This is a genomic window from Micromonospora sp. NPDC050276 (genome assembly GCF_044459545.1).
GTDB lineage: Bacteria > Actinomycetota > Actinomycetes > Mycobacteriales > Micromonosporaceae > Micromonospora.
Genome location: NZ_JBITJA010000001.1, coordinates 508,973 through 521,082, shown reverse-complemented (window position 1 = coordinate 521,082; position 12,110 = coordinate 508,973). Strand labels below are relative to the sequence as shown.

10 protein-coding genes are annotated in these 12,110 nt (G+C 71.4%); 2 read left to right on the top strand and 8 right to left on the bottom strand.

All coding sequences use genetic code 11. The features are described 5' to 3' along the window. Positions 1-168 precede the first annotated feature (168 nt). Positions 169-1,320, top strand: a complete 1,152-nt coding sequence (locus ACIBF8_RS02445) for a GNAT family N-acetyltransferase (protein ID WP_396780531.1) — start codon at positions 169-171, stop codon at positions 1,318-1,320. A gap of 17 nt (positions 1,321-1,337) precedes the next feature. Further along, entirely contained in the window at positions 1,338-2,447 is a 1,110-nt protein-coding gene (locus ACIBF8_RS02440) for a GNAT family N-acetyltransferase (protein WP_396780530.1), read from the top strand. Positions 2,448-2,513: 66 nt separating this feature from the next. On the opposite strand, the gene hpf is transcribed toward ACIBF8_RS02440, so the two are convergent. From hpf to efeU, 8 genes are all read right to left on the bottom strand, one after another. Then, a complete protein-coding gene (hpf, locus tag ACIBF8_RS02435; protein ID WP_396780529.1) occupies positions 2,514-3,152 on the bottom strand; it encodes a ribosome hibernation-promoting factor, HPF/YfiA family in 639 nt (212 codons plus the stop codon). 246 nt (positions 3,153-3,398) lie between these two features. Next, positions 3,399-4,106, bottom strand: coding sequence for a ComF family protein (locus ACIBF8_RS02430; RefSeq protein WP_396780528.1), 708 nt, complete (start codon positions 4,104-4,106; stop codon positions 3,399-3,401). 4 nt (positions 4,107-4,110) lie between these two features. Further along, positions 4,111-5,925: an LpqB family beta-propeller domain-containing protein gene (locus tag ACIBF8_RS02425; protein ID WP_396780527.1), complete on the bottom strand. Its 1,815-nt coding sequence runs from the start codon at positions 5,923-5,925 to the stop codon at positions 4,111-4,113. Next, positions 5,922-7,679 (bottom strand): MtrAB system histidine kinase MtrB, encoded by a 1,758-nt coding sequence (gene mtrB / locus ACIBF8_RS02420; protein ID WP_396780526.1) that lies wholly within the window; start codon positions 7,677-7,679, stop codon positions 5,922-5,924. Before mtrB ends, ACIBF8_RS02425 begins: the two co-directional genes overlap by 4 nt. A 12-nt stretch (positions 7,680-7,691) precedes the next feature. Continuing rightward, the gene (gene mtrA / locus ACIBF8_RS02415) at positions 7,692-8,381 is read right to left on the bottom strand and encodes an MtrAB system response regulator MtrA (protein WP_396780525.1); all 690 of its coding nucleotides are present in this window, start codon (positions 8,379-8,381) and stop codon (positions 7,692-7,694) included. A 227-nt stretch (positions 8,382-8,608) separates the two neighbouring features. Further along, the gene (efeB, locus tag ACIBF8_RS02410) at positions 8,609-9,886 is read right to left on the bottom strand and encodes an iron uptake transporter deferrochelatase/peroxidase subunit (RefSeq protein WP_396780524.1); all 1,278 of its coding nucleotides are present in this window, start codon (positions 9,884-9,886) and stop codon (positions 8,609-8,611) included. Between the two features lie 25 nt (positions 9,887-9,911). Continuing rightward, on the bottom strand, positions 9,912-11,045 hold the full coding sequence (gene efeO, locus ACIBF8_RS02405; protein ID WP_396780523.1) for an iron uptake system protein EfeO: 1,134 nt from the start codon (positions 11,043-11,045) through the stop codon (positions 9,912-9,914). Positions 11,046-11,067: 22 nt separating this feature from the next. Continuing rightward, complete coding sequence (efeU, locus tag ACIBF8_RS02400; RefSeq protein WP_396780522.1) at positions 11,068-11,967, bottom strand: iron uptake transporter permease EfeU; 900 nt, start codon at positions 11,965-11,967, stop codon at positions 11,068-11,070. Positions 11,968-12,110 lie beyond the last annotated feature (143 nt).

Below are 12,110 nucleotides of genomic sequence, written 5' to 3'. Positions count from 1 at the left end.
GGATCAACGCTCCCCTAGACGGTCTCGAACCATCGTAGGCGCTCCATCGGCGTGATGGTCACTGGTAGCGGCGGTCCATGGCGCCGAACCCGACATAACTCACGTACCAGATACGTCGGGGGCGTTATCCGGTTACGCCGTCGGCGAACGTTGCGGCACGATGCACGGGTGGATCCAGTGGAGATCATCGAGGACGGCGTGCTGCTGCGTCCCTGGCGGGAGGCCGACGCCGATGCCGTGCACAAGGCGTGCCAGGACCCGGACATTCAGCGGTGGACCACCGTGCCGCGCCCATACCTCCCGGAGCACGCCCACGGTTTCGTCGCCGAGATGAGCCGGCGGGCCTGGGCCGAGGGCACCGGTGCGCCGCTCGCGGTCTGCGACCCGAGCACGGGAGAGCTGCTGGGTTCCAACGGCCTGATCTCCATCGACCAGAACGGCACCGGTGAGATCGGCTACTGGACGGCCCCCTGGGCGCGTGGTCGGGGTGTGATGGTCCGGGCCACCCGAGCGGTGGCCCGCTGGTCCTTCGACACCCTCGGGCTGCGCCGGCTCATCTGGCAGGCCGAGGTGGGCAATCACGCTTCCCGGCTGGTCGCACTCCGGGCCGGCTTCCGGATCGACGGCCGGTTGCGGCTCGCCGACCCGGCGCCGCACGGCGGCGCGGACGGCTGGATCGGCTCGCTGCTGCCCGGCGAGGTGCCCGCTGTCGGGTCGACCGGTCCGGCCGGTCCGGGCACCCTCGCCGCCCGGCGGGCCGCCGTCTTCGGCCGCCCGCAGCCCGTTCTGTTCGCCACGACGGGGGCCGGCGAGCTGCGTCTGCGGCCGATGGAGGAGCGGGATCTGGACGGCGTGGTCCAGACCTGCCGGGACCCGGACACCATCCGCTGGACCACAGTGCCGGACCCGTACGAGCACGCCGACGCGCAGGGGTACCTGGTCTACGGCCGGGACGCCTGGGCTCGGGGGGACTCCGCCTGCTTCGTGATCGCCGACGCGGACGACCGGTACGCGGGCACGATCGACCTGCGGCTCTCCCCCACCGACGCACTGCTGGCCGACGTCGGCTTCATGACCGCGCCGGCGGCCCGGGGCCGGGGCTATCTGCCCGCCGCGCTGGTCGCGCTCAGCGCCTGGGGTTTCGGCACGTTGGGCCTGGCTCGGATCGAGTGGAAGGCGAACGTCGGCAACGCCTCCTCCCGTCGGGCGGCGGAGAAGGCGGGCTTCGTGATCGAGGGGACGGCCCGGGGCGGGGTGCTGCACCGGGGCGGACGGGTGGACGTGTGGGTCGGGGCGCTGCTCGCGAAGGATCTGGGATGAGTCGCGAAGGATCTGGGATGAGTCTGCGGCCGGTCGTCGAGGCGCACGGGGTCCGGCTGCGGCCGTTTCGCGCCGAGGACAGCGCGGACGTGGTCGACGGCTGCGCGGACCCGCTGACCCAGCGGTTCGTCCCGGGCTTGCCGACGCCGTACACCGAGACCGACGCCCGTTGGTGGATCGACGTCGGCGCGCCGGCGGCCTGGACCGGCGGTGGCGCGGCGTACGCCATCGCGGACCCCGCCACCAACCGGCTGCTCGGCGCGGTGGGGCTGTCCAGCCCGGTGCCCGCCCGAAGTCAGGCCGGCATCGGCTACTGGGTGCGACCGGCGGCGCGCGGGCGCGGAGTGGCCACGGCGGCCACCCGCGCGCTGAGCGAGCACGCCTTCGCCACCGGGACGGCCCGACTGGAGTTGCTCACCGACCCGGAGAACACCCCGAGTCAACGGGTCGCGCTGGCCGCTGGGTTCCAGTACGAAGGGCTGCGCCGGTCGGCCACCGTGAGCGCCACGGGCCGGCACGACCTGCTGGCCTGGGTACGGGTCGCCGGCGATCCGCCCGGCCCGACCGCCCGGCTGCTGCCTGACCTGCCCGGCGGGGTGCTCACCGACCAGGTGGTGGCGCTACGCCCGCTCGCGCCGGACGACGCGGCGCTGATGTACGACCTGCACAGCCGGCCCGAGGTGGTGGCGAACCAGGCACCGCCGGTGCCGCCGACGCCCGAGGCGATGCAGCGGCGTTGCCGGCTCGCCCAGAGCGGGTGGCTCACCGGTGAGATCGCCCGGTTGCTGATCGTGGATGTCGCCAGCGGGGAGCCGGCGGGCAGTTGCGGCCTGTCGTACAGCGACGTGGCCGCCGGCGAGGCGTCGGTCGGCTACGCGCTGCTGCCCGACTGGCGTGGCCGGGGGTACGCGACCCGGGCGGTCCGGCTGCTCGCGGGCTGGGCGTTCGGCCCGGCTGGCATCGCCCGGCTGTCGGCGGGCACGGTGCCGGACAACACCGCGTCGCACCGGGTGCTGGAGCGGGTCGGGTTTCGGCGCGAGGGTCTTCAGCGCGGCCGCCTGCCAGGGCTGGCCGGCACCCGTCTGGACGATCTGACCTTCGCGCTGCTCCCCGCCGACCTGCGCTGACAGATCATGGAGTTGTGGTGGGCACTCCCCACCACAACTCCATGATCGACACGGATCGGTTACCGGTCAGGTGGCGAGGGAAATGATGCCGTAGTCGTACGCGTGGCGCCGGTAGACGACGCTGGGGCGGCCGGACTCCTTGTCCTGGAAAAGGTAGAAGTCGTGGCCGACGAGTTCCATCTCGAACAGCGCGTCGTCGATGGTCATCGGCTCCGCCGGGTGCACCTTCTCCCGGGCGATGTGCCACGGCTGCTGGTCGTCGTACTCCTCCTCGACCCGCTCGGCGACCGCGGTGCCGGCGCGGGCGCCGTCACTCGGCGCGCTCAGCGCGCTGGAGACCAGGTCCGCGACCGGTAGGCCCGCGGTGGCCTCGGCGACCGAGATCGGCGCGTGCCGGCCACGGTGTACGCGGCGGCGGTCGGCCGCGCGGCGCAGCCGGGTGTCGAGCTTCGCGATGGCCGCGTCGAGTGCGCTGTAGAAGTCGTTCGTGCAGGCCTCGGCCCGAATTACCGGGCCACGGGAAACGCAGGTGATCTCCACCCGCTGGCAATGGTCGGCCTGGCGCGGATTGCGCTCGTGAAACAGCTCGACATCGACGCGAATAAGTTTGTGGTCGTAGCGTTCGATCTTCGCGAGTTTCTCAGCTACGTGTACCCGGTAATGGTCCGGCACTTCGACGTTTCGGCCCTTGACCACGATGTCCACGTGACCTCCCTTGTTCGGACGGTCTTCGATCCGGTTAGCCCGGCCGCGCGCCGTGGGGAGACCCGCTGGCGTCGACCGGTTGGTACGGCTACGCCTCCTCTCACCGCCGAGGGCGGTTGGAACGACCTCCTACCCCCGACAGCGAAACGCTAACTCCTGTTTGCCCGGCCGTCACCCCATGTTGCCGAGACGACCCAGGATTTTTCGCACCTCATACACCAACGGGTGAAACGGAAACACGATCGGTTACGACTGGTGTCTTTTCTCGGTCGCCGCGAGCACCGCGGCGACACTCGGTGCCCATCCCGTCGCGCTGAGCACCCTGGTCGCGGCGGCCAGTGTGACGCCGGTGGTGACGATGTCGTCGAGCAGCACCACGACCGGCGGCACGCTCGCGGCACGCACCCAGGCCGGCCCGGTCGAGCGGGGCTGGAAGGCGGCCTCGGCCGCCGCCGCCCGCCCGGCGCTGTCCAGGGTGACCGAGTCGGGCCGGGGCAGCGCCCGCAGCGGACGATGCACCCGCGCCGCCCAGCCGCCCTGGTTGAGCCGGGCCGCGCAGTGCCGGGCCAGCCGGTCGAGGTGGTCCCCGTAGCGGGACCGGGCCGCCGCCGCGGTGTCCGGAACGGGCACCAACGCCAGCGGACGAGCCACGCCGACGGCCGCGGCGACGACCTCGGCGAGCAGGGCCCCGAGCGGGCGGGCCAGCCCGTGCCGGCCGTGTTCCTTGTACGCCAGCAGGGACTCACGCAGCGGGCCGGCGTACGGGCCGAGCGCGACGCAGGGCGGCAGGCCCGGCGGGACGGGGGTAGGCAGGACCGATCGGGGCCGCAGGGCGCCCAGCGCCGCGACGCAGGCCGGGCAGACCCCGTGCCGGAGGCCGGATCGGCGCTCCCGACAGCCCGCACAGTCGGCCGGCAGCACCAGGTCGGCGAGGTCCGCCCAGAGCCCGCTCACCGTGTCAGTAGAGGAAGAACGGCGCCGACGGGTTGCTCGGCCGCACGCCGGTCGGCACCGGGGCGATGTCGCGGACCCGGCCGGGCTCGATCCGTTCGAACGGGCTGCTGCGGTAGGCCACCCCGTTCGCCTCGTACATGTAGGCCCCGCTGGGCACCCGAACGCTGCGATTGGTCGGGTACGCCGTCAGGTGATTGACCTTGGCACCGAGGTCGGTCCGCAGCGGCGTCTCCAGGGCGCCGTCGACACTGATCTCGTAGATCGCCGGCTGACCGGCCGACCCGGCCACCACCAGCTGATCCTCCCTGCCCCAGTCGACCGCCGTGATGCCGGTCAGCGAGGTGACCAGCTGGCGGGGCGGGCCGATGGAGACCCCGCCGCCGTCCAGGTTGACCGCCGCGACGTAGAGACGACCACCGGCGACCAGCGCGACCCGTTGGCCGTCCAACGCGGCAGCCACCGCCGTGACGGTGGCGGAGGGCAGGTTGAGCGGCACCGGATACATCCGGGCCGTCTCGTCGAACCGGTAGAGCTGCCCGTCGGCCACCACCAGGCCGCGACCAGGACGGGAGTCGACCGTACGCAGCCAGACCGGGCGGCTGATCGAGGAGTATTCGGTGCTGCTGCGACTGAGCACCGAGACCGGCTCGGCGCCCGTGCCCACCGCGAGTCGGTACCGGCTCTTGCCGGTGCCGGCCACCACCATCGCGGCGAGGATCCGCCGATCCTTGGCGAGCCCGAGGCTGGCGGAGACGACGTTGCGGTTGACCTCGGGTGCCAACGGCACCGGGCCGCTGGGTTCGCCATCGAAGTCGAGTGGGCGGATCGCGCCCTCGTACACCCCGAAGCGCTGCGGGCTGGCGGTGTTCGGGTAGAGCGCTTGGGAGTCTCGTCGCTCGCTCAGGTTCACGACGGGTTGCGGGTTGTTGCGGATCTTCAACTCCAGCTCGCCCGGCAGGTCGCCCAACGACCACGCGATCTGCGTGATCAGCTGGTCGATCCCGGTCTGGTCGTCACCGGACATGTCCAGGTTGACCTCCCACCGGCCGTTCCCGCCGGTGGCGTTGTTAATCAGCTCGGTGCGGTCGGGCAGCCCCACGACTCCCGGGCGCAGCCAGTCGGAGGGGCCGCCGACCAGCCACTTCACCACCTCGTTGACCCGGCGCTCGTCCGGCACCGCCTGCGGCCGGTAGCGCTGGTCGGGCACCAGGCGGGTGCGGTCGGAGCTCCAGAAGTAGATCGTCTCGTCCTGGTAATACTGTCGGAGGGCGGTGTCGCTGAGCAGCAGCACGTTGGGCGGGTTGATGATGTACAGGCCCGCTCGCTCGTCGTTGACGCCGCCGTTGAAGGCCGCGCTGCGCAGGCCGAACTCGTACTCCGTTTCGGTGGCCACCGGCGGCGCCAACGTGCCGTTGGCCCGCAGCACACCGATCTGCTGCACCGTGATCTTCACGGTGGTGGTCGAGTCGCTGTTGAGGGTGTAGATCGCCTCGCGCAGCCGGACCACGTTCAGCGCGACCTCGCTGCCCTTCTTGTCCTGCAGGCGGATCTTGTCCTCCGGGGCCACGAACGCCTTGACCCGCTCGTACGCCCGGTCCGGCTCACCCGCGGCGGCGGACAGGAAGTTGCGGACGAACGCCTCGTTGACGCTGCCGCTGGCCGTCCGCGTCGGTGGCTCACTGCCCCGGCTGATCACACCGGCCTCGGTCGCGGCCCCGCCCTTGCCGTCCACCCGCACGTCGGACGCCGCCGGGATGCCACAGCCGGCGCCCAGCAGCACCACCACGCCAAGCGCCCCGAGCAGAGTCGGCCGTCTCACGAGCGCACCTCCGCCCGCTGCCCGTCCCCGGCCGGAGCCGGGCCGATCGCCAGTGCCCCGCCGGTGCCGGGGCCGATGGCCAGGGGGCCGCCGTCGCGGGGACCGCCGAACGGCAGCGCGGCGTCGGCCGGCACCAGTCGCAGCGGCGAGGTGGTCAACCGGTCACCGGCGCGGGCCGGCAGGGTGAGCCGGAACTGCGCCCCCTGCCCCGGAGCACCCCACGCCTCCAGCCAGCCGCCGTGCAGTCGGGCGTCCTCCAGGCTGATCGACAGGCCGAGGCCGGTGCCGCCGGTCTGCCGAGCCCGGGACGGGTCCGCCCGCCAGAACCGGTTGAACACCAACTTTTCCTCACCCACCTTCAGCCCCACGCCATGGTCGCGCACGGTGATCGCCACGGCGGTCTCGTCGATGCCGAGGGTGATCAGCACGGGGCGGGCCTCACCGTGCTCGACGGCGTTGCCGACCAGGTTGCGCAGCACCCGCTCGACCCGGCGCGGGTCGACCTCGGCGATCACCGGCGTGCCCGGCAGATCAAGCTCGATCGGTACGCCCACCCGCTCGGCCAGGCCAGCCAACCGGTCGACCACCCGGTGCACCACCGGCACCAGGTCGGTCGGCTCGGAATCCAGCATGGCGAAGCCCGCGTCGAACCGACTGATCTCCAGCAGGTCGGTGAGCAGCTCCTCGAAGCGGTCCAGCTCGGCCTGGAGCAGCTCGGCACTGCGGGCGACCGCCGGGTCGAACTCGTCGCGCTCGGCGAAGATCAGGTCAGCGGCCATCCGGACCGTGGTCAGCGGAGTCCGCAACTCATGGGAGACGTCCGAGGTGAAGCGACGCTGCAACCGGGACATCTCCTCCAGGCGCAGGATCTGCCGTTGCAGGTTGGTGGCCATCTGGTTGAACGACGCGGCGAGTAGGGCGAGGTCGTCCTCGCCGTTGACCACCATCCGCTGATCGAGCAGGCCGGCCGAGAGCCGCTGGGCGGTCCGTGCGGCGACCCGGACCGGGTTGACCACCAGCCGGGTGACCAGCGCCGCGAGCAACCCGAGCAGGATCACCAGGGCGACACCGGTGGCCACCACGGTGGCTCGGGCGTCGGCGGCGGTGACGTCCTGCCGGGTCAGCGGCACCAGATAATAGAGCTCGATCTGACCGAAGCGGGTGGGCACCGGCGAGCCGTAGACCAGGTACTTGGTGGAGTCGCCGGTGAGCCGCCCGGTGCGGATCTGGCTGGCCACCTTGCCGTCGGCGACCGCGGCCCGCAACTCGGGGCTGATCAGCGACTGGACATTCGCGGAGGGGGCGGTGCGCGTCTGGATGTCGTTGGGGTAGCCGTCGGCGGTGATCGCCACCACCACCCCGCTGGTCTGCTGCGGATCGCCACCGGCCAGGTAGTTGACCGTGCCGTCGATGGTCTCCTGGAGCTGCGCCTCCTGCGGTTGGCCATAGAACGAGACCTGCTTGGCCGCGTAGCTGGCACCGCTGGTCACCCGCTGCCGGACGTCGCTGCGAGCGTTGTCGAGCAGGATGGTGGTGATCTTGTCAGCGATCAGGAACGCGAACCCGCCGACCAGCAGGCTGGACGCGACCAGTGTGATGGTGACGACCCGGACCTGCAGCGAGCGGCGCCAGGTCTGGTGCACCCGACTCACCACTCGCGCGAGCCGACCGCTCACCGCACGCCACAGCTCCCCGCCGGCGCTGGGCCGGCGGGCAGTCGTGCTCGGCGAGGGTGGGGGCGGCGAGGTCGACACAGTGCGACCAGGCTATCCGGTCCCCGCCTTGTAGCCCACGCCCCGCACGGTGAGGATGATTTCCGGTCGCTCCGGGTCTGGCTCGATCTTGGCCCGCAACCGCTGGACGTGCACGTTGACCAGTCGGGTGTCGGCCGCGTGCCGGTAGCCCCAGACCTGCTCGAGCAGCACCTCGCGGGTGAAGACCTGACGTGGCTTGCGGGCGAGCGCGACCAGCAGGTCGAACTCCAGCGGAGTCAGCTTCACCTCCTCGGCGTTGCGGCTCACGGTGTGCGCGGGCACGTCGATGGTGATCTGGTTGTCCGGTGGCCCGATGGTCAACATCTCGGGGGCCACGTCCTCGCCTCGGCGCAGTCGGGCCCGCATCCGGGCCACCAGCTCCTTGGGCTTGAACGGCTTGACCACGTAGTCGTCGGCGCCGGACTCGAGGCCCAGCACGACGTCCACGGTGTCGCTCTTGGCGGTCAGCATGACGATGGGCACGCCGGACTCCGCCCGGATCGACCGGGCGACGTCGATACCGCTCATCCCGGGCAACATCAGGTCAAGCAGCACGATATCGGGACGACTGTCGCGAAAGGCGGCCAACGCCCGCTCGCCGTCCGCCACAAACGAGGGCAGGAAACCCTCACTGCGCAGCACGATGCCGAGCATCTCGGCGAGCGCGGGGTCGTCGTCGACCACCAGTACGCGGGCTCTCATGGGATTAATATTGCATCCTCATTCAGATCGGTGGGACCGGCGTCCGCCGGTAACGCTGCGCACCGCCGTCGAACCGCTGACCGCGACCTGCGGCGGCGGCGCCACGTGCTGCGGGGGCCCGGCTCACGAAAGCGGCGCTTTACCAGGCCGTCACCATGATCCCCCTTCGACGCCGCCCGGCGCCACCGTAGGCTCGGCGGAGCCCACTGTCGCCATCCGGACGACGGTCAGCCGAACAGCGCGCGACCCCAGTGGTCCCCGCCGTCGCGTACCCCGGGCGGGCAGGCGAACACACCGCTGGAGACGTGCCGCAGGTACTCGTTCATCACGTCGTGCCGGGCCAACTGGGTCTGGATCGGGACGAACTGGCGGCGTGGGTCGCGCTGGTAGGCGATGAAGAAGAGGCCCGCGTCGAGCCGGCCGAGGCCGTCCGAGCCGTCCACGAAGTTGTATCCCCGGCGCAGCAGCTGGGCGCCGTTGTTGCGGCTCGGGTGGGCCAGCGCGACATGGGCATGCTCGGCGATCACCGGCTCGCCTTCCGTGCCACGCGCGGTGAAGTCGGGCTCGTCGAACTCGTCGGTCCGACCAAGTGGCGCACCGCTGCCCTTGCTCCGGCCGACGATCTCCTCCTGCTCGGCCAGAGAGGTCCGGTCCCAGGTCTCCACCAGCATTCGGATCTTGCGGGTGACCAGGTACGAGCCACCGGCCATCCAGTCCGGCCCGTCGCCCGGTTGCACCCACAACTGGTCGCGCAGCAGCTCGGTGTCCTCGGCCTTGAGGTTGGCCGTGCCGTCCTTGAAGCCGAACAGGTTGCGGGCGGTGGCCTGGTCGCGGGAGGTCGAGGAGGTCCGGCCGAAACCGAGCTGCGACCAACGGACGCTCACCACGCCCATGCCGAGCCGGGCCAGGTTGCGGATCGCGTGCACCGCCACCTGCGGATCGTTGGCGCACGCCTGGACGCAGAGGTCGCCGCCGGAGAGCTGCGGCTGCAACGCGTCGCCGGGGAACTTCGGCAGTTCGGCCAGTGCGGCGGGCCGCCGGTCGGCAAGGCCGAAGCGATCCCTGCCGTCGGCGTCGCGGAACAGCGTCGGCCCGAAGCCGATGGTGAGGGTGAGCTGCGAGGGAGGCAGGCCGAGCGCCTCGCCGGTGTCGTCCGGTGGGGCCTCCGGCATCCCGCCGACCGCGCCCAGCACCCCGGCGTCACGCCCGGCGGTCATCCGGGCGGCGGCGGCCGTCCACTCCTCGAGCAGTTCGACCAGCCGGGCCCGGTCCTTGGTGATCACGTCGAAGGCGACGAAGTGCAGCCGGTCCTGGGCCGGGGTGACGATGCCGGCCTGGTGCTCACCGTGGAACGGCACCGCCCCCGCCGGGTGGTCGCTCGCCGCAGCCGGGCCGTGGGAGCCGTTCATCAGTGCCCCCGCACCGACCGCCACTCCCGCGACACCGGCCACCCCGGCACCGGCGAGCGTGATCGCCCGCCGCCGGGTCAGTCTGCTCCCGCTCATCGAATCGCCCCCCTCTGCCATCCGGTCACTTCGCGACGGCCGCGGCGACCTTGCTGATCGGCTCGGCGAGCGCGTTGATCCCGTCGGAAAGCTCCTTGAGCTCGGCCTTGCTCAGCGCGGTGTGCAGCTTCCACCCGTCGCCGTCGCGGTGCTTGCCGAGCAGTGCCTCGACGTTGGCGAACTCGGTGTCCAGCTGCGCGACCAGCTCCGGCGCGCGCTGTTGCAGCGCGGGGCGGAGGGCGGAGACGGCGGCCTTGGAACCTTCGAGGTTGGCGGCGAAGTCCCACAGGTCGGTGTGCGAGTAGCGGTCCTCCTCGCCGGTGATCTTGCCGCTGGCCACCTCGTCGAGCAGTTCCTTGGCACCGTTGGCGAGCTGGAGCGGCGAGAGCTTCTCGGCGTTGGCCTTGGCCACGATCTCCTTGACGTCGACCAGCAGGCGGTCGGCGATCGGGCCGTCCTTGCTGATGTCGCCGGACTGCCAGAGGTCCTTCTCGATCCGGTGGAAGCCGGTGAACTCCATACCCTCCTCGATGACCTCCTCGCGGCCGTCGATCTTGGGGTCGAGGTCACCGAAGATCTCGGCCACCGGCTCGATCCGCTCCCAGTAGGTGCGGGCGACCGGGTAGAGCGCCTTGGACTTCGCGACATCACCGGCCTTGACCGCGCCGACGAACTCCTCGGTCTTGTCCAGCAGGGCGGCGGTCTGGCTCTTGACGTACCGCTGGTAGTTGTCGGTGGCGTCACTCAGCGCGGCGTCGGCGGTGAGCGGCTGCGCCGATCCGCTGACCTTGAGCGCGCCCCGGATGCCCTTGCCACTCATCCCCGGCTTGCAGGCCGTCTCGTACGTGCCGGCGGGCAGCTCCACGCGCAGTTCACGGCTCAGGCCGGGGGCGATGTTCTCCACCTCGCCCATCACCCGGTCGCCGTCGGCGTACACGTAGAACTCGGTCACCTTCGCGCCAGAATTCGTGATCTTGAAGGTGGCGGTGCCGGCGCCCAGGTCGGTCGAGCCGACCTCACAGGCGGTGTCGCTGGCCTTGACCACGATCGGGCCGCCGGCCGCGGCCGAGTCACCCTTGTCGGCATCGGAGCAGGCGGCCAGGCCGGCCGTCGCCAGCACGCCGGCGGCGGCCAGCGCGAAGAACTGGGTGGTACGCATCTGAGCTGTCTCTCCTCGTGGGTCAGGCACGCTGCGGCGTGGACGCCGCCTCGGCCTCGGCGCCGGTGTCGGCCCCGCGCTCGGTGATGGTGGTGGTGGTCGCGGTGGGTGCCGGCTTACGCCGGGCCGGTCGCAGGAAGAGCAGAAGAACCGGTACGGCGTACGCGACCCAGGCGATCGTCTCCAGCACGGTGGGCGCGGGCGTCACGTTGAACATGCCGGCGAGCAGGGCGGCGTACCAGGTGCTCGGGTCGAGCGCGCTGGTGATGTCGAAGGCCAGGTCGTTCAGGCCGGGCAGGACACCGGCCTCCTGGAAGTCGTGCACGCCGTACTTGAGGATGCCGGCGGCAACCAGGATCAGCAGCGCGCCGGTCCAGGTGAAGAACTTGCCGAGGTTGATCCTCAGGGCGCTGGCGTAGAGCAGCACACCGAGCACCACGGCGGTCACGATGCCGCCGATCAACGCGAGCAGCGGCCCGCTGTCGCCGGCCGCGCCCTGGGCGGCCGAGTAGAAGATCAGCGCGGTCTCCAGGCCCTCGCGGATCACCGCGAGGAAGGCCATGCCGGCGACCGCCAGGGACCCGACGGCCAACGCCTCGGTGAGCTTGCCCCGCAGCTCACCAGCGATGGTCCGGGCGGCCCGACGCATCCAGAAGATCATCCAGGTCACGAAGACCACGGCGGCGACCGAGGTGATCGCTTCGAACAGCTCCCGGTCCTCGGACCGGGACAGCAGCGAGGTCGACGTGTACTCGATCAGCCAGCCGAAGAGCACCGAGAGCGCCACGGCCAGGCCGACACCGCCCCAGACCTGCGGCAACCGGTCCCGGCGCTGCGACTTCACCAGGAAGGCGACCAGGATGCTGACCACCAGGGTGGCTTCCAGCCCTTCCCGCAGGCCGATCAGGTAGGTGGCGAACATCCAGGCTCCGAGTGGGTTAGGTACGCCTTGGCTGACTTAGGGCAGGCATACCTTCCTCCCTGCTCAGGGCCCTCGTCAAGTCGTTCACGACAACCTCACTCGCCGCACCACGAGGACCGTCGTCACCCGGCAGCCGGTCGGTC

Coding starts and splice junctions, on each gene's coding strand:
- efeU (WP_396780522.1), bottom strand. CDS start 11,967: ATGTTCGCCACCTACCTGATCGGCCTGCGGGAAGGGCTGGAAGCCACC.
- mtrA (WP_396780525.1), bottom strand. CDS start 8,381: ATGAGAGCCCGCGTACTGGTGGTCGACGACGACCCCGCGCTCGCCGAG.
- efeO (WP_396780523.1), bottom strand. CDS start 11,045: ATGCGTACCACCCAGTTCTTCGCGCTGGCCGCCGCCGGCGTGCTGGCG.
- ACIBF8_RS02440 (WP_396780530.1), top strand. CDS start 1,338: ATGAGTCTGCGGCCGGTCGTCGAGGCGCACGGGGTCCGGCTGCGGCCG.
- efeB (WP_396780524.1), bottom strand. CDS start 9,886: ATGAGCGGGAGCAGACTGACCCGGCGGCGGGCGATCACGCTCGCCGGT.